At 62.8% G+C, this 19,373-nt stretch carries 16 protein-coding genes; 13 read left to right on the top strand and 3 right to left on the bottom strand.

The features are described 5' to 3' along the window. Positions 1-510: 510 nt before the first annotated feature. A complete protein-coding gene (gene acs, locus DEJ54_RS04065; protein ID WP_113153442.1) occupies positions 511-2,466 on the bottom strand; it encodes an acetate--CoA ligase in 1,956 nt (651 codons plus the stop codon). A gap of 296 nt (positions 2,467-2,762) precedes the next feature. Between acs and DEJ54_RS04060 the strand changes: the two genes are divergently transcribed. Continuing rightward, positions 2,763-3,035: an usg protein gene (locus tag DEJ54_RS04060; protein WP_113153441.1), complete on the top strand. Its 273-nt coding sequence runs from the start codon at positions 2,763-2,765 to the stop codon at positions 3,033-3,035. A 176-nt stretch (positions 3,036-3,211) separates the two neighbouring features. Next, positions 3,212-3,595, top strand: a complete 384-nt coding sequence (locus tag DEJ54_RS04055; protein ID WP_113153440.1) for a hypothetical protein — start codon at positions 3,212-3,214, stop codon at positions 3,593-3,595. Positions 3,596-3,644: 49 nt separating this feature from the next. Here DEJ54_RS04055 and DEJ54_RS04050 read toward each other — a convergent pair whose 3' ends face one another. Next, positions 3,645-4,307: a YggS family pyridoxal phosphate-dependent enzyme gene (locus DEJ54_RS04050; protein ID WP_113153439.1), complete on the bottom strand. Its 663-nt coding sequence runs from the start codon at positions 4,305-4,307 to the stop codon at positions 3,645-3,647. A 110-nt stretch (positions 4,308-4,417) separates the two neighbouring features. On the opposite strand from DEJ54_RS04050, the gene leuS reads away from it, so the two are divergent. The 3 genes from leuS (at position 4,418) to DEJ54_RS04035 (ending at position 8,778) form a co-directional block, all read left to right on the top strand. Next, positions 4,418-7,060: a leucine--tRNA ligase gene (gene leuS, locus DEJ54_RS04045; protein ID WP_113153438.1), complete on the top strand. Its 2,643-nt coding sequence runs from the start codon at positions 4,418-4,420 to the stop codon at positions 7,058-7,060. A gap of 46 nt (positions 7,061-7,106) precedes the next feature. Then, complete coding sequence (gene lptE / locus DEJ54_RS04040; RefSeq protein ID WP_245447694.1) at positions 7,107-7,652, top strand: LPS assembly lipoprotein LptE; 546 nt, start codon at positions 7,107-7,109, stop codon at positions 7,650-7,652. Positions 7,653-7,866: 214 nt separating this feature from the next. After that, positions 7,867-8,778 (top strand): 1-acyl-sn-glycerol-3-phosphate acyltransferase, encoded by a 912-nt coding sequence (locus tag DEJ54_RS04035; protein ID WP_113153436.1) that lies wholly within the window; start codon positions 7,867-7,869, stop codon positions 8,776-8,778. Between the two features lie 787 nt (positions 8,779-9,565). On the opposite strand, the gene fsa is transcribed toward DEJ54_RS04035, so the two are convergent. Beyond that, positions 9,566-10,219, bottom strand: coding sequence for a fructose-6-phosphate aldolase (gene fsa, locus DEJ54_RS04020; protein ID WP_113153435.1), 654 nt, complete (start codon positions 10,217-10,219; stop codon positions 9,566-9,568). Between the two features lie 107 nt (positions 10,220-10,326). Between fsa and DEJ54_RS04010 the strand changes: the two genes are divergently transcribed. The 8 genes from DEJ54_RS04010 (at position 10,327) to DEJ54_RS03975 (ending at position 19,362) form a co-directional block, all read left to right on the top strand. Then, positions 10,327-12,513, top strand: a complete 2,187-nt coding sequence (locus tag DEJ54_RS04010; protein WP_113153434.1) for a primosomal protein N' — start codon at positions 10,327-10,329, stop codon at positions 12,511-12,513. 102 nt (positions 12,514-12,615) lie between these two features. After that, positions 12,616-13,011 carry a DUF4345 domain-containing protein gene (locus DEJ54_RS04005; protein ID WP_113156064.1) on the top strand — a complete coding sequence of 132 codons (396 nt, stop codon included), beginning with the start codon at positions 12,616-12,618 and terminating at the stop codon, positions 13,009-13,011. Between the two features lie 226 nt (positions 13,012-13,237). Next, positions 13,238-13,798, top strand: a complete 561-nt coding sequence (locus tag DEJ54_RS04000) for a F0F1 ATP synthase subunit delta (protein WP_113153433.1) — start codon at positions 13,238-13,240, stop codon at positions 13,796-13,798. Further along, on the top strand, positions 13,798-15,327 hold the full coding sequence (gene atpA / locus DEJ54_RS03995; RefSeq protein WP_113153432.1) for a F0F1 ATP synthase subunit alpha: 1,530 nt from the start codon (positions 13,798-13,800) through the stop codon (positions 15,325-15,327). Before DEJ54_RS04000 ends, atpA begins: the two co-directional genes overlap by 1 nt. 12 nt (positions 15,328-15,339) lie before the next feature. Further along, complete coding sequence (locus tag DEJ54_RS03990) at positions 15,340-16,215, top strand: F0F1 ATP synthase subunit gamma (protein ID WP_113153431.1); 876 nt, start codon at positions 15,340-15,342, stop codon at positions 16,213-16,215. Positions 16,216-16,238: 23 nt separating this feature from the next. Further along, on the top strand, positions 16,239-17,786 hold the full coding sequence (gene atpD, locus DEJ54_RS03985; protein WP_113153430.1) for a F0F1 ATP synthase subunit beta: 1,548 nt from the start codon (positions 16,239-16,241) through the stop codon (positions 17,784-17,786). Between the two features lie 63 nt (positions 17,787-17,849). Then, positions 17,850-18,254, top strand: coding sequence for a F0F1 ATP synthase subunit epsilon (locus tag DEJ54_RS03980; RefSeq protein WP_113153429.1), 405 nt, complete (start codon positions 17,850-17,852; stop codon positions 18,252-18,254). Positions 18,255-18,345: 91 nt separating this feature from the next. Continuing rightward, on the top strand, positions 18,346-19,362 hold the full coding sequence (locus DEJ54_RS03975) for a M23 family metallopeptidase (RefSeq protein ID WP_113153428.1): 1,017 nt from the start codon (positions 18,346-18,348) through the stop codon (positions 19,360-19,362). The last annotated feature ends 11 nt before the right edge of the window (positions 19,363-19,373 follow it).

The following is a 19,373-nucleotide window of genomic DNA, read 5'->3' as shown; positions in this document are numbered from 1 at the left end:
TTGGATCACCGTGCGTTCATGCGGAGATACAAAGGACGTGATGCAACCCTGAAGTAACTGAAGACCGGTTTGGGTTCGACGCCCGGCAATGGCGTCCTTCTCCCCTCCGGCGGGGAGAAGGTCCCGGCAGGGGGATGAGGGGCGAACGCCTTCCTTTCAGATACAGAACCCATCCCAAAAAACAAAAGGCCGTTCCCGAAGGAACGGCCCCGTGTTTTCGAATTCGCACGCGGTCATGGTCAGGCTGCCGGAGCAGGCTGTCCGCGTTTCATGCGCTTCAGCGGGAAGTCTGCTCCCCGTGAAGGCAATCCATCGAGACCACGTTTGAACGGAAATCACTCGACATTGGATCACCCCCTTTCGGTTCGTTGACGATAAACACAATGTGGAGATGGATGCCGTCTCGTGCAAGGGGCAAAGAAAACGCCGCGCATTCGGGTGAATGCGCGGCGTTCTGCCCAAAGTCCGTTTGTATGCGCCCGGGAGCCGCTTCCGGCTCCGGGCAGGGCGTCAGCCCTTCTTGTTCTGACGGTTGTCGATCAGATCGTCGACCACGGCCGGATCGGCGAGCGTCGAGGTGTCGCCCAGCGCGCCGTAATCGTCCTCGGCGATCTTGCGCAGGATGCGGCGCATGATCTTGCCCGAGCGGGTCTTCGGCAGGCCCGGCGAGAACTGGATCTTGTCCGGCGAGGCGATCGGGCCGATCTCGCTGCGTACATGCGCAACCAGCTCTTTCTTGAGCTCCTCGGAACCCTCTTCGCCGGCCATCAGCGTGATGTAGCAGTAGATGCCCTGACCCTTCACATCGTGCGGGTAACCGACGACGGCGGCTTCCGACACCTTGTCATGGCTGACCAGCGCGGATTCGACCTCGGCCGTGCCCATGCGGTGGCCGGACACGTTGATCACGTCATCGACGCGGCCGGTGATCCAGTAAAAGCCGTCCTCGTCGCGGCGGCAGCCGTCACCCGTGAAATACTTGCCCTTGTAGGTGGAGAAGTAGGTCTGGATGAAGCGCTCGTGATCGCCATAGACCGAGCGCATCTGGCCGGGCCAGGAATCCGTGATGCACAGATTGCCGCTGGTCGCGCCTTCGAGCACCTTGCCCTCGCCATCGACGAGCTGCGGCTGCACGCCGAAGAAGGGGCGGGTGGCCGAGCCGGGCTTGAGATCCGTTGCGCCGGGCAGCGGCGTGATGAGAATGCCGCCGGTCTCCGTCTGCCACCAGGTGTCGACGATGGGCGACTTCTTCTCGCCGACCACGTTGTAATACCACTCCCATGCTTCCGGATTGATCGGCTCGCCGACCGAACCGAGAATGCGCAGGGAGCTGCGCGAGGTGCGGGTGACAAAGTCGTCGCCGGCGCCCATCAGCGCGCGGATGGCGGTGGGGGCGGTGTAGAAGATGTTGACGTTGTGCTTGTCGACCACCTGCCAGAAGCGGGACGCGTCCGGATAGTTCGGTACGCCCTCGAACATCAGCGTGACGGCGCCGTTGGCCAGCGGACCGTAGACGATGTAGCTGTGGCCCGTGACCCAGCCCACATCGGCCGTGCACCAGTAGACGTCGCCCTCGTGATAGTCGAACACATATTCATGCGTCATCGAGGCGTAGACGAGATAGCCGCCCGTGGTGTGCAGAACGCCCTTCGGCTTGCCGGTGGAGCCGGACGTGTAGAGGATGAACAGCGGATCTTCGGCGTTCATCTTCTCCGGTTCGCACACGGGCTCCGCCTTCGCGGTTTCCTCGTGGTACCAGAGGTCGCGGCCCTCGAACCAGTTGATCTTGCCGGCGGTGCGCTGCACGACCAGCACGTGACGCACCTTCGCTCCGGCTGCTTCAGCGAGCGCGATGGCCTTGTCGGTGTTTTCCTTGAGCGGAACCTTGCGACCGCCGCGCAGGCCCTCATCGGCAGTGATGACGAAATCGGACTTGCAGTCCTCGATGCGGCCGGCGAGCGAATCGGGCGAGAAGCCGCCGAACACCACCGAATGGACCGCGCCGATGCGCGTGCAGGCGAGCATCGCATAGGCCGCTTCCGGGATCATCGGCATGTAGATGGTGACGCGGTCACCCTTCTTGACGCCGTTCGACTTCATCACATTGGCGAGCCGGCAGACCCTGTCGTGCAGTTCGCGATAGGTGATCTTCCTGTCGTCGTAGGGATTGTCGCCTTCCCAGATGATGGCGGTCTGGTCGCCGCGCTTCTCCAGATGGCGGTCGATGCAGTTGTAGGAGACGTTGGTGACGCCGTCCTCGAACCATTTGATCGACACGTCGCCCTCGAAGGAGGTGTTCTTCACCTTGGTGTAAGGCGTGAACCAGTCGATGCGCTTGCCGTGCTTTTCCCAGAACTTCTCCGGGTCCTTGATGCTGTTCTCATACCATTCGAGATACGTCTCATTGTCGATGAGCGCGTTTTCCTTCCACGCTGGCTGGACGCGGTGAACATGCACTTCGGACATTTTTCCTCCTCCGGGTAGGCACTTGCTGGGACTGGAATCGCGTCATGCGACGCGGAGGCTCCTGGCTCGCGCGCATTATTACCATTCTGCCTGTTGCTACAACATTAGACATTTGGCGGCACGGGTGCGGCGGCGAAAGAACGCATGGTCCAGACCGTTAGCACCGATTCCGAAAGGCTGCTAACAATATGTAATAACACGATAAATTTACGTCTGCGTGAGCGCTTTCAACTGGACGGTCGCCGGTTTTAGCCCGACACTTTTTTGATCCGGAACCTGATTCGGAAAGGCAGCACATGCAGCAAACGGGCGAAATGGAGCTGATGCTCCGGGGCTATGGGCTGACGACGGCGGAGTTTCTCTACCACCTGCCGGACCACCCGACGATCTTGCAGAGTTTCATCTGGCAACACTACGACACCGCGCCGGACTTTCCCGCGCTCTACCGGTTCATCGACTTCTGGAACGAGACCCTCGACGGGCCGCTTCACTCGGTGACCTACACGCACAGGAAGCTGATTTCGCCGAGCGAATGGCGCAGCCTGGCGGGAGAGCTGGTTCTGCACTGAGGCGCAAGGCCCATGGCTGAAGTGCCCGGCCCGTAGGAACTACGCCTTTTTGATGATCTTTTCACCCACCTCCCGTGGGGCGTAAATTTGTGAACCGCAAAAACAACGCGGGGGGAAACGCGCAGGGCGCGAACAGTTCGCGGCCTGCGCAGATTGGGCGCAGATTGGGCAAAGACATGAAAACACTTGCAAGAATCTGCTGGGTGACGGCGGCTCTTTACGCTGTGCTCGGAATGAGTTTCGGCATCTATATGGCGGCGTCCGGGGATCACACCCTGTCGCCGGCCCATGGGCACCTCAACCTGGTGGGCTGGGCGAGCATCGCTCTTTACGGAACGTTCTACACGCTCGTGCCGACGGCGGCCGAAAGCCGGCTGGCCGGGGTGCAGGTGATCCTCGCTGAAGTGGGCGTGATCATCATGGTGCCGGGCATTGCGATGGCGATCATGAATGCCGGCGAGGGCCTCGCCAAGGCGGGCGCGACCCTCGTTCTGCTTTCCGCGCTTCTGTTCCTGATAATCGTGGCCCGCTCGACGGGCCGTGCGACCTCCGGCGGGTGATGGGCGGAAGGCGCAGGTCTAGAGCGTTCCCACTTTTCCTGGAATTGCTTTAGCGTGCGCCGAAGATCGCCGATCCGACGCGCACGCTGGTCGCGCCGAAGGCGACGGCCTTCTCGTAATCGCCGGACATGCCCATGGAGCATTTTTCGACGCCGGCTTCGGCCGCGAGCTTCCTGAGCAGCGCGAAATGCGGGCCGGGGTGTTCGTCAAAGGGCGGAATGCACATGAGCCCTTCGATGGCGAGACCGTATTCCTCGCGGCAATGTTTGACGAAGGTGACGGTCTGGCGCGGATCGATGCCGGCCTTCTGTTCTTCAAGCCCCGTATTGACCTGGACATAAAGACGCGGGGCTTTGCCCTGCTTCTTGATCTCGGCGGCAAGCGCGCGGGCGATCTTTTCGCGATCGACGCTCTCGATCACGTCGAACAGGGCGACGGCGTCGGCAGCCTTGTTGGACTGGAGCGGGCCGATCAGGCGAAGCTCGATATCGGGGAAGGCTTCCTTCAGTGCGGGCCATTTGCCCTGGGCTTCCTGAACACGGTTTTCGCCGAAAACACGCTGGCCGGCTTCGATGACCGGACGCACCTGATCGGCCTCGAAAGTCTTGGAAACGGCGACCAGCGTGACCGCGCCCGGAGCGCGGTCTGCGGCCTTTTCGGCGGCGGCGATATTCGCTTTGACGTCCTGCAGATTTTCGACGGCGTGGCTCATCCTGTCGCTGATCCCTCTTTCAAAAAGGCCTCTTGGAGTTGACGGTTCGCCGAAACCATGGTGAAGGTCCGCCAACATAATTTCCGCTCTTATCTTGTGAAAATCCGGCCATGGCAACCGAACGTTATAACCCCCGCGTAGCAGAACCCCGCTGGCAGAAGGCCTGGGACGAGGCCAAGCTGTTCGAGGCCAGCAATGATGACGGGCGTCCGAAATACTACGTGCTCGAGATGTTTCCCTATCCCTCGGGCCGCATTCACATCGGTCATACCCGCAACTACACGATGGGCGACGTGGTTGCGCGCTACAAGCGCGCCAAGGGCTACAACGTTCTGCACCCGATGGGCTGGGACGCCTTCGGCATGCCGGCGGAAAACGCCGCGATGCAGAACAAGGTGCACCCCAAGGAGTGGACCTATCAGAACATCGCGGTGATGCGCGATCAGCTCAAGACCTTCGGCCTGTCGCTGGACTGGAGCCGTGAGTTCGCCACCTGCGACGTGGACTACTACCACCGCCAGCAGATGCTGTTCGTCGATTTCTTCGAGAAGGGGCTGGTGACGCGCAAGACCTCCAAGGTCAACTGGGACCCGGTGGATCAGACCGTACTCGCCAATGAGCAGGTGATCGACGGTCGCGGCTGGCGTTCGGGCGCGGAAGTCGAGCAGCGCGAGCTGGCGCAGTGGTTCTTCAAGATCACCGATTACGCGCAGGATCTGGTCGACGCCATCGACGATCTGGACCAGTGGCCGGAGAAGGTGCGCCTGATGCAGCGCAACTGGATTGGCCGTTCCGAGGGCATGCTGGTCCGCTGGGCGCTGACGGAAGAGAGCGCGCCCGGGGGCACGAACGAGGGCACGAACGAGGGCACGAACGAGCTGGAGGTCTACACGACCCGGCCCGACACGCTGTTTGGCGCTTCCTTCATGGCGATTGCCGCCGACCATCCGCTTGCCAAGACGCTTTCCGCCGACAATGCCGAGCTCGCCGCATTCTGCGAAGAGTGCCGCCGCATGGGCACTTCGGCAGCGGCGCTGGAAACGGCCGAGAAGAAGGGCTTCGACACGGGCGTGCGCGTGCGTCATCCCTTCGATCCGGAATGGACACTGCCGGTCTATGTCGCCAATTTCGTGCTGATGGACTACGGCACGGGCGCGATCTTCGGCTGTCCGTCGGGCGACCAGCGCGACCTGGACTTCGCCAACAAATACGGCCTGCCGGTGACGCCGGTGGTGATGCCGGAGGGCGCGGACGCCGCGACCTTCCAGATCACCGAGGAAGCCTTCACTGACGACGGCGTGATGATCAATTCGCGCTTCCTCGACGGCATGAAGCCGAAGGCGGCGTTCGAGGAAGTGGCCAACCGCCTCTCCTCCGAGACGATCAATGGCCGCCCGGTGGGCGAGCGCAAGGTGAACTTCCGCCTGCGCGACTGGGGCGTTTCGCGTCAGCGCTACTGGGGCTGCCCGATCCCGATGATCCACTGCGACGATTGCGGTGTGGTGCCGGTGCCGAAGGCCGACATGCCGGTCAAGCTGCCCGACGACATCGAGTTCGACCGTCCCGGCAACCCGCTTGACCGTCACCCGACCTGGAAGCATGTCAAATGCCCGAAATGCGGCTCGGACGCGCGGCGCGAGACGGACACGATGGACACGTTCGTCGATTCGTCCTGGTACTTCGCGCGCTTCACCGCGCCGTGGGAGAATGACCCGACCAACCCGGAAGCGGCCAATGAATGGCTGCCGGTCGATCAGTATATCGGCGGCATCGAGCACGCGATCCTGCATCTGCTCTATTCGCGCTTCTTCACCCGCGCCATGCGCGACACCGGTCATCTGAGCCTGGCGGAGCCCTTCAAGGGCCTGTTCACGCAGGGCATGGTGGTGCACGAGACCTACCGCGCCGCCGATGGCCGCTGGCTGGCTCCCAACGAGATCGAATTCTCCGGTTCGGGCGATGCGCGTTCGGCTGTCGAGATCTCGACCGGCGAGCCGGCGACGATCGGCGCGCTGGAAAAGATGTCGAAGTCCAAGAAGAACACGGTGAGCCCCGAGGACATCATCGAGTCCTTCGGCGCGGACACGGCGCGCTGGTTCATGCTGTCGGATTCGCCGCCCGAGCGCGACGTGGAATGGACCGACGACGGCGCGACGGGCGCACACCGCTTCGTGCAGCGCGTCTGGCGTCTGGTCTGCGAAACGGCGGAACATGTGCGCGGCGTGACGCCGAAGGCGGCAACCGACGGACCGGTTCTTGCTGCTTCCAAGGCGGCGCACAAGGCGCTCAAGGCCGTGGGCGAGGACATCGAGAAGCTGGCCTTCAACCGCGCCATCGCCCGCGTTCACCAGCTCGTCAACGATCTGCAGGAGCCGCTTTCCGCACTTGACGCCGGCGCCGACGAGGCCGCGAAGGCCGCAGCGCGCGAGGCTGTCGACATCCTGATCCATCTGGTTGCCCCCTTCATGCCGCACCTGGCCGAAGAGTGCTGGGCGCAGATTGGCGGGGAAGGCATGGTTGCCGCGAGCGCCTGGCCGGAATTCGATCCGGCGCTGGTCGTGGACAATGAAATCGTTCTGCCCGTGCAGATCAACGGCAAGAAGCGCGGCGATTTGACAATTGCGCGCGACGCAGATCAATCTGCGGTCGAAGATGCGGTGCTCAAACTCGATTTCGTCCAGAAGGTGCTGAACGGTTCGCAGCCGCGCAAGGTGATTGTCGTTCCGCAGCGCATCGTCAACATCGTTGCCTGATGCTGCGGGGCCCGGATTTATGCTGTTTGGAAAACAGGGGGAAACCTTGAACCCGACGTTTCGTGTTTCGCTTCTGGCCGGCCTGGCTTTGTCTTTAGCCGTGGCGTCTGGCTGCACGGTGCGCCCCCTTATGGCGACGCCGGACGTAACGTCGAGCGGCGTTGCCTCATCGCCTGCGATGTCGTCCATCGCCATCGCGCCGGTGGACACGCGCTACGGGCAGCAGGTCCGCAACCACCTGATTTTCCTGCTTAACGGCGGAGCCGGGCAGCCAACCAGTGCGCGCTACGCGCTTGATCTCAAGATCACGCGTTCGAGCTCTGCAGCGGCCCGCGTTCAGGTGCGCACCGACAACGAGCCCACCGCCAGCCTTCTCACCATGACCGCCGTCTACAAGCTGACCGATGGCGAGACCGGAAAGGTTGTCGCGACCGGAAAGCGTGAGATTTCTTCCGCCTATGACGTGCCGCGTCAGGAGTTTGCGGCGCTGCGCGCTGCGCGCAATGCCGAGGACCGTGCGGCCCGCGAGCTGGCCGAGCAGCTGCGTCTGGCGCTCGGGCAGGACCTGGCGCGCGCCGGGGCCGGATCGTAAACGCGACCCGGCGGCATGTTCGCGGTATCGTTGCAACCACGGAGCCCATTCTTGCGTTCGTGTCATTGCGTCGTCACAGTATTCGGTGAAACAGCCTGCGAGGCGTGATCTCTGAATGTTGCCCAGTTTCCGTAAGAGATCCTCTTCGGGTAAGACGAAGGAGCGGGATGACGGTCATGACAGGAACCGAGATGCTTCAGGGAGCGCTTCGTCCATGGCTCTGCACACGACGCTGACGTCTGTGGCCGCGGTTCTGGGGAACCGCGTTCTGGGCCGTGATGTTCACGCGCCCGATGACCCGCATGTGGTCGATCAGCTGATCGCCGAGCGCACCACCCATCTTTCGCAGAACATGCTGTGGCCGCTGGCGCAGCCATTCCTCTATCGCTTCCTGCACTACCGCCAGGCGGTGGTGATGGCTGACGAAGTGGCGGAACTCTCCGGCTGGGAATCCTTCGATTACATCAGCAGGCTCCTGTCGCTGGAGATTTCGGCGAGCGGGATGGAGAACATCCCCGCAAAGGGCGGTTTCATTCTCGCGCCGAATCACCCGACCGGCATTGCCGACGGCATCGCCGTCTATGATCTGATGAAGGGCGTGCGGCCGGATCTCGCAATCTTCGCCAACCGGGATGCGCTGCGGGTCAACACGCGGTTCCGCGATCTCATCATTCCGGTGGAATGGCGCGCGGGCGAAAAATCCCACGCCAAGAGCCGTGACACGCTGGAGATGACGGCCAAGGCCTTCACCGGCGGCAAGGCCATCGTTCTGTTCCCGTCCGGGCGCATTGCCTACTGGAACAGGGACAAGCTCACCGAGCGCCCGTGGCAGCCTTCAGTCGTTGCGCTGGCGCGCCGCTATCAGGTGCCCGTCGTGCCGATGAACATGACGGCGCGCAATTCGGGCCTGTTCTATCTCCTGTCGCGCTATTCCACCGAACTGCGCGACATGACGCTGTTCCATGAGCTTCTGAACAAGAAGGGCCGGGCGATCAACATGGTGATCGGCAAGCCGATCATGCCGGATGCGCTGGGTGAGGGGGAGCCGGCGGATATGGCCGCGCGCCTTCAGGAGCACACGGTGCACCGGCTGCGCGAAGATCCGCACGCGACCTTTGAAGGTTAGTGGCCGACGGTTGGCGCCACGCATGCCGACGGGCGTGCTGAACATTGTGACAGCCCCTTTTCCCCGTGAACGGGGTGAAGGTCCCGGCAGGGGGATGAGGGGCGTGCGACGTTAGAGCGGTTCACCGTTTCACGGAAACGTCGCTCCGCTCAATTTATCGGTTTTTCCGCATTTGTGCGGACGTCAGGTGAGATCACCTGACTGCAAAATGCTCCAGAAAACAGTTTTCGGAGAGGAAGGGCGCGCCTGCTGCTGGCGCTGGCACCGGCCCCTCATCCTCACCTTCTCCCCGCGGGCGGGGAGAAGGGGGCGCCTGTGTCGGTGCAAGACTTGCACCGGGGGGGACTTTAGGTTCCATCTACTGCCGCGCTATTCCACCGAACTGCGCGACATGACGCTGTTCCATGAGCTTCTGAACAAGAAGGGCCGGATGCGCTGGGTGAGGGGGAGCCGGCGGATATGGTCGTGCGCCTTCAGGAGCACACCGTGCACCGGCTTCGCGAAGACCCGCACGCGACCTTTGAAGGTTAGCGGCCACGGTTGGCGAGACGCATGCCGAGGGGCGTGCTGAACATCGTGACAGCCCCCTTCTCCCCGTGAACGGGGAGAAGGTCCCGGCAGGGGGATGAGGGGCGTGCGATGGTAGAAATCAGTTTTCGGAGAGGAAGGGCGCGCCTGCTGCTGGCGCTGGCGCTCGCCCCTCATCCTCACCTTCTCCCCGCTTGCGGGGAGAAGGGGCTTCGATGCCGGTGATTTTCCTGCACCGATGTTTCGAGCGTGAGAAGCCTCAGCCGATCTTCTGGCCGGTCTTCGCCCAGTCGGCGAGGAAGGCTTCGAGGCCCTTGTCGGTGAGCGGGTGCTTGACCAGCGCCTTGAGAACGGACGGCGGCACGGTTGCCACGTCGGAGCCGATCAGGGCGGCCTGCTTCACGTGGTTTACGGTGCGGATCGATGCAGCGAGGATCTCGGTGTTGAAGCCGTAATTGTCGTAGATCGTGCGGATCTCGGCGATCAGGTCCATGCCATCGATGCCCATGTCGTCGAGACGACCGATGAAGGGCGAGATGAAGGTTGCGCCGGCCTTGGCGGCGAGCAGCGCCTGGTTTGCCGAGAAGCAGAGCGTGACATTGACGAGGCGGCCCGAAGAGGTGATCGCCTTACAGGCCTTGAGGCCGTCCATGGTGAGCGGCACCTTGATGCAGATATTGTCTGCGATTTTGGAGAGGATTTCGGCCTCTTTCATCATGCCTTCGAAGTCCGTCGCGGTGACTTCGGCGGAAACCGGGCCATCGACGATGTCGCAGATTTCCTTGGTCACTTCCATGATGTCGCGGCCCGACTTCATGATCAGCGACGGGTTGGTGGTGACGCCGTCGAGCAGACCCGTTTCGCTCAACTCACGGATTTCGTTTACGTCGGCGGTGTCGACGAAGAACTTCATGGCAAACTCCTTAAGGCAGTCGGAAGGCCGGGATTGAGAGGATGCGACGACATCCTCCACATGTTCGGTCTTTGCTCTAATGCAAGAACAGGGCAAGGTCACGCCCGATGACAAAAGATTCGCCAATGAGCACCGTCGTGCCGGTCATGGTGCCGATGCCCGCCGAGCGGCCTTACTCCTATGCGGTGCCGGAAGACATGCGCGTGGAGCCGGGCTCCATCGTGCGCGTGCCGCTGGGGCCGCGCGAGGTGGCCGGCATCGTGTGGGATGGGCCGGGCGAGGCGGTGGCCGCCAAAAAGCTGAGGGCCATCAGCGCGGTTTTCGACTGCCCGCCGATCTCCGAAGAAATGCGCCGTTTCGTCGACTGGGTGGCAAGCTACACGCTTTCGCCGCCCGGCATGGTGGCGCGCATGCTGTTGCGCGCGCCGGCGGCGTTTGACCCCGAGCCGCCGACCGAGGGGCTGCGGCTTGTCGACGGGACGGGGCCTGACCGGCTGACGGCGGCGCGCGAACGGGTGATGGAAATGGCCGGCGACGGCCAGGCCTGGACGCGGGCCGGGCTTGCCCATGCGGCAGGTGTTTCTGCCAGCGTGATCGAAGGCTTGCGTTCGCAGGGCGTGTTCGAGACGGTTTCGATCCCGCCGCGCCCGCTGGTGGCCGCACCCGACCCGACCTTCGGGCGCGCGACCCTGACCGATGGCCAGGCGGAAGCCGCCGCGCGCCTGCGGGAAAAGGCCGGGACCGACGCTTTTAGCGTGACGCTGATCGACGGTGTGACGGGCTCGGGCAAGACGGAAGTCTATTTCGAGGCGGTGGCGGCGGCGCTGGAGCGCGGCAAGCAGGTGCTGATCCTCATTCCCGAGATCGCTCTGACGCAGGCCTTTCTGGAACGCTTCCACAACCGATTCGGCGCAAAGCCCGCCGAATGGCACTCTGATCTTGCGCCAAAGAAACGCGAGCGTGTCTGGCGGCAGGTGGCCGAAGGGCAGCTGCGGGTGGTGGCGGGGGCGCGTTCGGCGCTTTTCCTGCCGTTTCGCGAGCTCGGCCTGATCGTGATCGATGAAGAGCACGACCCGGCCTACAAGCAGGAAGACCGGGTCTTCTACAATGCGCGCGACATGGGCGTGGTGCGCGGCCATATCGGCGGGTTTCCCGTGGTGCTGGCCTCGGCAACGCCATCGCTGGAAAGCCGGGTCAACGCCAATCAGGGGCGTTATGAGCGCATCGTTCTGTCGTCGCGCTTTGCAGATGCGGCCCTGCCGGACCTCGCCACGGTGGACATGCGCAAGGCCGCGCCCGAGCGTGGCGGCTTTCTTTCGCCGGTTCTCATCGAGGAGATGAAGAAGACGCTGGCGCGCGGCGAGCAGTCCCTGCTGTTTTTGAACCGGCGCGGTTATGCGCCGCTGACGCTTTGCCGGGTGTGCGGGCATCGCTTCCAGTGTCCCGACTGTTCGAGCTGGCTGGTGGAGCACCGTTTTCGCGGGCAACTCGTTTGCCATCACTGCGGCTATAACGAACCGCGCCCGGAAGCCTGTCCGGAATGCGGAACGCTCGATCATCTGGTTGCCTGCGGGCCGGGCGTGGAGCGCATCACCGAAGAGGTTGACCGGCTTTTCCCGGACGCGCGCACCATCATGCTGTCGTCAGACATGATGGGCGGCGTGAAGCGGCTGCGGCTGGAGCTGGAGGCCATCGAGAAGGGCGAGGCGGACATCATCATCGGCACGCAGCTCGTGGCCAAGGGGCACAACTTCCCCGGCATGACGCTGGTGGGCGTTGTGGACGCGGATCTGGGGCTTGCCAATGGCGACCCGCGCGCCGCCGAGCGCACTTTCCAGCTTCTGGCGCAGGTGACCGGCCGCGCCGGGCGCACGGGGCGAAAGAGCCTTGGGCTTCTCCAGACCTATCAGCCGGAACACCCGGTGATGCGGGCCATCGTGACGGGGGATGCGGAGGCGTTTTACGACCGCGAGACCGCCGAGCGCGAGCGTGCGGGCCTGCCGCCTTTCGGGCGTCTGGCCGCCATTATCGTGAGCGCGGCCACGCGCATGGAGGCCGAAGGCCACGCGCGGGGCCTGCGCCGCGCAGCGCCACAGGCCCCGGAGATCGATGTGCTGGGACCGGCCGAAGCGCCGCTTGCCGTGGTGGCGGGGCGGCATCGGTTCCGGCTTCTTGTGCACGGCGCGCGCCGCTCGGACATTCAGGGTTTTCTGCGCGACCTTTTGAAGGCCGGCCCGAAGCCGCGCGGCTCCGTGCGCGTGCAGGTGGACATCGATCCGCAGAGTTTCCTGTGAAGTGTGGCATCGCTGCTATGCCGCTGTGACCGCAATACGGTTTAAGAGGGCCGAAAGCGCGACGCGGGCATGTTTGCCTGCAATACAACCAAGGAGGTTCTGATGGCGTTGTCCTTTCCCTGGCCGGTAACCCAGGGCGAATGGCTGGCATGGTCCGCAGCGGCGGTGACGATTCTCATCGGCCTGTTCGTGATGTTCATGCCGCGGCTGGCGCTGAAACTTTTCAGGCTGCAGCCGGCGGCCGAGCGCACCGAGATGCTTGTGGTGCCGCGCGCCATCATTGGCGGTTTCTATATCGGCTTCGGACTGGCGGCGATGATGCTGGCGCAGCCCTTCATTTATCTGGCGCTTGGCGCGGCCTGGACCGTGTCGGTCTTCGGCTGCGTGATCTCGATGTTGTCGGATGGAGCGAAGGCTCTCTACAGCTGGGTGTTTCTTGTTCTGTCGCTCGTTCTGGCGGTGCTTCCGCTGGCATTTGTCATGGGATTCGTGGCCTGACGGAATAAAAATGCGTCGAAACTGCGACAAAGCAACCGTTATGGCGGGGTCTATGCGTGTTGCGACTCTCGGAAGCCTGTGCTAGACGGCAATCGGCTTTCAGCAGGAAGGCATGTCCTATGTCTTTTTGCGAGGGGAAAAATTCAATCAGGTCAGAGATTTAGCCCGAGCAGGTAGCTCCAGCATAAAATCTTGTGGCCTTCTAGGCGTGAGAGAAGACCATCCCGTGGCACAATCTGGCTCCATGATTTCCGGAATGGCAGGGCGCTACGCTGGTTCGCTTTTTGAACTGGCGAAGGAAGCCAAGGCGATTTCCACAGTCGAGGCTGACCTCGACCGCTTCGAGAAACTTCTTGAAGGCAGCGACGACCTGCAGCGTCTCGTCGAGAGCCCCGTGTTCTCGGCTGACGACCAGCTGAAGGCGATCAGCGCCGTTCTCGACAAGGCCGGGATTTCGGGCCTGGTCGGCAATTTCCTGCGTGTCGTTGCGCAGAACCGGCGTTTGTTCGCCGTTCCGCAGATGATCCGCGCATTCCGCCATATCGCCGCAGAAGATCGCGGTGAGACGACGGCGGACGTGGTTGCGGCGCACGCGCTCAACGCGACGCAGGAGAAGGAACTGAAGGCCGCCCTCAAGGCAGTGGCTGGCAAGGACGTTTCGATCAACGTTTCCGTTGATCCCTCCATTCTCGGCGGGCTGGTGGTCAAGATGGGCTCGCGCCAGATCGACACATCGCTCAAAACCAAACTTAATTCGCTCAAGCTTGCACTGAAAGAGGTCGGCTGATGGACATCCGTGCGGCGGAAATTTCCGCAATTCTGAAGGATCAGATAAAGAACTTCGGCAAGGAAGCCGAAGTTTCAGAAGTTGGCCAGGTGCTCTCCGTGGGCGACGGCATTGCCCGCGTCTATGGTCTGGACAATGTCCAGGCCGGTGAGATGGTGGAGTTCCCAGGCGGCATCCGCGGCATGGCGCTCAACCTGGAAGTCGACAATGTCGGCGTCGTTATCTTCGGTAGCGACCGTGACATTAAAGAAGGCGACACGGTGAAGCGCACGGGCGCCATCGTGGACGTTCCGGTCGGTCCGGAGCTGCTCGGCCGCGTTGTTGACGCGCTTGGCAACCCGATCGACGGCAAGGGCCCGATCAAGACAAAGGCGCGCGCCCGCGTTGACGTGAAGGCGCCGGGCATCATTCCCCGCAAATCGGTTCACGAGCCGATGTCGACCGGTCTGAAGTCCGTTGACGCCCTGATCCCGATTGGCCGCGGCCAGCGCGAGCTGATCATTGGCGACCGCCAGACCGGCAAGACCGCCATCGTTCTCGACACCTTCCTCAACCAGAAGCCGCTCAACGACGGTGACGACGAGAGCCAGAAGCTCTACTGCGTCTATGTTGCCGTTGGCCAGAAGCGCTCCACGGTTGCACAGCTGGTGAAGGTTCTGGAAGAGCGCGGCGCTCTCGAATACTCGATCATCGTCGCCGCCACCGCTTCCGACGCCGCTCCGATGCAGTTCCTGGCTCCGTTCGCCGGCTGCGCCATGGGCGAGTACTTCCGCGACAACGGCAAGCACGCCGTGATCGCCTATGACGATCTGTCCAAGCAGGCCGTTGCTTACCGTCAGATGTCGCTCCTGCTGCGCCGCCCGCCGGGCCGTGAAGCTTACCCGGGCGACGTTTTCTACCTGCACTCCCGCCTGCTCGAGCGCGCGGCGAAGATGAACGACGAGCAGGGCTCCGGCTCGCTCACGGCTCTGCCGGTCATCGAGACGCAGGCGAACGACGTGTCGGCCTACATTCCGACCAACGTGATCTCGATCACCGACGGTCAGATCTTCCTCGAGACCAACCTGTTCTTCCAGGGCATCCGCCCGGCCGTGAACGTCGGTCTGTCGGTGTCGCGCGTCGGCTCCGCAGCCCAGATCAAGGCGATGAAGCAGGTTGCCGGCTCCATTAAGGGTGAGCTCGCCCAGTACCGTGAAATGGCTGCGTTCGCGCAGTTCGGTTCTGACCTCGACGCCTCGACCCAGCGCCTGCTCAACCGCGGTGCACGCCTGACCGAACTCCTGAAGCAGCCGCAGTTCTCGCCGCTGAAGACGGAAGAGCAGGTTGCCGTGATCTTTGCCGGTGTGAATGGCTACCTCGACAAGCTTCCGCTTGCCGATGTCACCCGTTTCGAGCAGGGCCTGCTTTCGCACATGCGTGCGGACGGCAAGGACGTGCTTGATGCGATCCGCAAGGAAAAGGCGCTTTCCGACGATCTGCGTGAGAAGCTCAAGGCACAGATCGACGCATTCGCCAAGAACTTCGCCTGAGGCTAAGCGAGCATGGCTTCCCTTAAGGAACTTCGCAACCGAATCGCCTCGGTCAAGGCGACGCAGAAAATCACCAAGGCGATGCAGATGGTCGCCGCGGCGAAACTGAAGCGCGCCCAGGAGGCGGCCGAGGCTGCGCGGCCCTATGCGGAACGCATGGGGGCCGTGCTCACCAACATCGCCGGCGCCGTGTCGGGCAACGACGCGCCGCCGCTGATGGCAGGTACCGGCAAGGACGAAACGCATCTTCTGGTGGTCTGCACCGCCGAGCGTGGTCTTTGCGGTGGCTTTAACAGCCAGATCGCCAAGAAGGCGCGCGAGCATATCCGCGCGCTGCTTGGCGAAGGCAAGACAGTGAAAGTGCTGTGCGTCGGCAAGAAGGGCTATGATGTCCTGCGTCGCGATCATGGCGATCTGATCATGGACCGCGTGGATCTCCGCGAGGTCAAGAAGATCGGTTTCGACAACGCGAACGACGTCGCCCGTCAGGTCATCGGCCTGTTCGAAAAGGGCGAGTTCGACGTCTGCACGCTGTTCTATTCCGAGTTCGTATCGGTGATGTCGCAGGTGCCGACCGCACTGCAGATCATCCCGGCCGCCGTTCCCGCCGGGGACGAGGGCCAGGGTTCTGACGCAGTCTACGAGTACGAGCCTGACGCGCCCGCCATTCTTGCCGATCTGATCCCGCGCAATATCGCGGTTCAGATCTTCCGCGCGCTCCTGGAGAACGCGGCCGGCGAGATGGGTGCCAAGATGACCGCCATGGACAGCGCGACGCGCAACGCAGGCGAGATGATCGACAAGCTTTCGATCACCTACAACCGCCAGCGCCAGGCGCAGATCACCAAGGAACTCATCGAAATCATTTCGGGCGCGGAAGCGCTCTAACGGACCGAAGAGGTTAAACGAAAATGGCCAAAGCAGCGACCCCGAAGACGGCGTCCGCGACCGCCGCCAAGAAGGCGGCCCCGGCGCGCAAGGCGGCTTCCACCCGCTCGGCATCGTCCAGCGCAGCAACGAAAGCAACCGGCTCGGCCGGCACGATCCGCCAGGTTATCGGCGCCGTTGTCGACGTGCAGTTCGAAGATCACCTGCCGGCGATCCTGAACGCAATTGAGACCGAGAACAACGGCACGCGCCTCGTGCTTGAGGTGGCTCAGCATCTCGGCGAAAACACGGTTCGCTGCATCGCCATGGACTCCACCGAGGGTCTGGTGCGCGGCATGGAAGTCCGTGACACGGGCAGCCCGATCTCGGTGCCGGTTGGCGACGCAACGCTCGGCCGCATCATGAACGTGGTTGGCGAAGACATCGACGAAGCCGGCCCGGTCAAGGGCGACGGCGTTCGCGCTATTCACCAGCCGGCTCCGGAGTATGTGGATCAGTCCACGGAAGCCGAGATCCTGGTCACGGGCATCAAGGTCGTTGACCTGCTCGCACCGTACGCGAAGGGCGGCAAGATCGGCCTGTTCGGCGGCGCCGGCGTTGGCAAGACCGTTCTCATTCAGGAACTGATCAACAACGTCGCAAAGGCGCACGGCGGTTACTCCGTGTTCGCAGGCGTTGGCGAGCGTACCCGTGAGGGCAACGATCTCTACCACGAGATGATCGAGTCCGGCGTGAACCAGGACCCGGCAAAGAACAACGGCTCCACCGAAGGCTCCAAGTGCGCCCTCGTGTTCGGCCAGATGAACGAGCCGCCCGGTGCACGCGCCCGTGTTGCTCTGACCGGTCTGACGGTTGCCGAGCATTTCCGCGACCAGGGCCAGGACGTTCTGTTCTTCGTGGACAACATCTTCCGCTTCACGCAGGCGGGCTCCGAGGTGTCGGCTCTTCTCGGCCGTATTCCTTCGGCCGTGGGTTACCAGCCGACGCTGGCGACCGACATGGGCGCCCTGCAGGAACGCATCACCACGACCACCAAGGGCTCGATTACCTCGGTGCAGGCCATTTACGTGCCCGCCGATGACTTGACCGACCCGGCGCCGGCAGCTTCGTTCGCCCACCTGGACGCAACGACCGTGTTGAACCGCGCCATCTCGGAAAAGGGTATCTACCCGGCCGTGGATCCGCTGGACTCCACCTCGCGCATGCTTGACCCGATGATCGTCGGTGAGGAGCACTACCGCGTGGCCCGTCAGGTCCAGGAGATCCTCCAGCGCTACAAGTCGCTTCAGGACATCATCGCCATTCTCGGCATGGACGAGCTTTCCGAAGAGGACAAGCTCACGGTTGCCCGCGCCCGTAAGATCGAGCGCTTCCTGTCGCAGCCCTTCCACGTGGCCGAGGTCTTCACCGGCGCGCCGGGTCTGTTCGTGGACCTGGAAGACACGATCCGCTCGTTCAAGGGTCTGTGTGACGGTGAGTACGATCACCTGCCGGAAGCTGCCTTCTACATGGTTGGCACCATCGAGCAGGCCGTCGAGAAGGCCCAGAAGCTGGCCGCCGAAGCGGCCTGATCAAGGCAATGACCGGGAGGTCCGTTCGGGCCTCCCGCCTTCATGCCAAACCGGTAGGACACGATGGCTCAATCCTTCAAATTCGATCTGGTCTCGCCCGAGCGGCTCCTGGTTTCCCAGGACGTCGAATCGGTTGTCATTCCCGGCACTGAGGGCGAACTGACCGTGATGGCCACACATGCGCCGACAATGACCAGCATCAAGCCGGGCGTCGTTGCAGTGACGGCTGGCGGCAAGACCGAACGCTATGTGGTGTTTGGCGGCTTTGCCGACATTCTGCCCGATGGCTGCACGGTTCTCGCCGAATCGGCTGTGCATGTGGATGACATCAACCGCGAAGATATCGCGCGCCGCATTCAGGAGGCCCGCGAGGATCTGGAAGATGCCGGGGATCACGAGGCGCGTCTGCGTGCCGAAGACTTCCTGCATCAGCTGACGACCCTTGAGGGTGCCATTCTGCCTGCCTGATCGGCAGGCGTATATGGTGCGAAAACAGCCGGGCCAATGCCCGGCTTTTTTGTTAGCCTGCTTTCTATTGTGAAAGGCAGGGGTATACTTCATGGCATTGCGCAGGGTGGCGCGGTTTCTTTGCTGGCTCATGGTCGTTGTGGCTGCGAGCCCGGGCGTGGCGGAGGAACTTGATCCGAAAACGGCCACGCTTGGCCGGCAATTTACCGACATCTTCCAGAAAGGGTCCGCTGAAGAGGTCTGGCAGCACATGTCGGAGCGAATGCAGTCGGCGCTTGGCGATCTCTATCATCTGAAAGGGTTTCAGGCGTCCATCAACAGCGCCTACGGCCCCGAAGTGTCGGTTCATGAAGAGCTGACGGAAGAGAAAGACGGACTGCGGACCTACCGCCGCCGTGCCGGGCACGAGAACGGTTCGGATCTCATCTGGCAATGGAGCTTCGGTCAGGATGACGGGATCGAGGGCTTTTACGTGCGGCGTGTGCCCGTGGAGGCGGATTCTGCCTATCTCGACTATCAGACACAGGCTGCGCTGCGTCTGCCCTTCGCCGGCTACTGGAAGGTCTTCTGGGGTGGGCGCACGGTGGAAGAAAACTACCATGCCGCAGATGCGGGCCAGCGCTTTGCCTATGACTTCGTAATCCAGCGCGCGGGCAAAACCCACACGGGGGATGGTACGGCGCTCACGGACTATTACTGCTGGGACGAGCCCATTCTGGCACCGGCAGAGGGCACGGTCGTTGCCCGTGTTGACGGGCTGCCGGACCAGCCTCTGGGCGAGATGAATGCAGACCGGCCGGCGGGCAACCATGTGGTGCTCGACCTGGGCAATGAAGAGTTCATCTTCCTGGCGCATCTGCGCAACGGCTCGGTTGCCGTGAGCGGCGGGCAGCATGTCGATGAGGGGCAGGAGATTGGCCGCTGCGGCAATAGCGGGAACTCGTCAGAGCCCCACCTTCACGTGCATATGCAGACGACACCGGAATTGGGTGCGGGAAAGGGTTTGCCGGCGCAGTTTCAGAATTATCGCGCCAATGGAGCATTGAAGCTGCGCGGCGAACCGGTCCGCGGGCAGACCGTGATCGCCGTTGAAGATATCCTGAAATAGCCGGCGAAAGT

Source organism: Nitratireductor sp. OM-1, from assembly GCF_003296175.1.
Classification (GTDB): domain Bacteria; phylum Pseudomonadota; class Alphaproteobacteria; order Rhizobiales; family Rhizobiaceae; genus Nitratireductor; species Nitratireductor aquimarinus.
Note: the sequence above shows the minus strand (reverse complement) of the source record. Positions and strands in the feature narration are given on the sequence as shown.

Excerpts from the sequence above, each read along its gene's own strand:
- acs (WP_113153442.1), bottom strand. The coding sequence starts at position 2,466 with ATGTCCGAAGTGCATGTTCACCGCGTCCAGCCAGCGTGGAAGGAAAAC.
- DEJ54_RS04060 (WP_113153441.1), top strand. The coding sequence starts at position 2,763 with ATGCAGCAAACGGGCGAAATGGAGCTGATGCTCCGGGGCTATGGGCTG.
- DEJ54_RS04055 (WP_113153440.1), top strand. The coding sequence starts at position 3,212 with ATGAAAACACTTGCAAGAATCTGCTGGGTGACGGCGGCTCTTTACGCT.
- DEJ54_RS04050 (WP_113153439.1), bottom strand. The coding sequence starts at position 4,307 with ATGAGCCACGCCGTCGAAAATCTGCAGGACGTCAAAGCGAATATCGCC.
- leuS (WP_113153438.1), top strand. The coding sequence starts at position 4,418 with ATGGCAACCGAACGTTATAACCCCCGCGTAGCAGAACCCCGCTGGCAG.
- DEJ54_RS04035 (WP_113153436.1), top strand. The coding sequence starts at position 7,867 with ATGGCTCTGCACACGACGCTGACGTCTGTGGCCGCGGTTCTGGGGAAC.
- fsa (WP_113153435.1), bottom strand. The coding sequence starts at position 10,219 with ATGAAGTTCTTCGTCGACACCGCCGACGTAAACGAAATCCGTGAGTTG.
- DEJ54_RS04010 (WP_113153434.1), top strand. The coding sequence starts at position 10,327 with ATGACAAAAGATTCGCCAATGAGCACCGTCGTGCCGGTCATGGTGCCG.
- DEJ54_RS04005 (WP_113156064.1), top strand. The coding sequence starts at position 12,616 with ATGGCGTTGTCCTTTCCCTGGCCGGTAACCCAGGGCGAATGGCTGGCA.
- atpA (WP_113153432.1), top strand. The coding sequence starts at position 13,798 with ATGGACATCCGTGCGGCGGAAATTTCCGCAATTCTGAAGGATCAGATA.
- DEJ54_RS03990 (WP_113153431.1), top strand. The coding sequence starts at position 15,340 with ATGGCTTCCCTTAAGGAACTTCGCAACCGAATCGCCTCGGTCAAGGCG.
- atpD (WP_113153430.1), top strand. The coding sequence starts at position 16,239 with ATGGCCAAAGCAGCGACCCCGAAGACGGCGTCCGCGACCGCCGCCAAG.
- DEJ54_RS03980 (WP_113153429.1), top strand. The coding sequence starts at position 17,850 with ATGGCTCAATCCTTCAAATTCGATCTGGTCTCGCCCGAGCGGCTCCTG.
- DEJ54_RS03975 (WP_113153428.1), top strand. The coding sequence starts at position 18,346 with ATGGCATTGCGCAGGGTGGCGCGGTTTCTTTGCTGGCTCATGGTCGTT.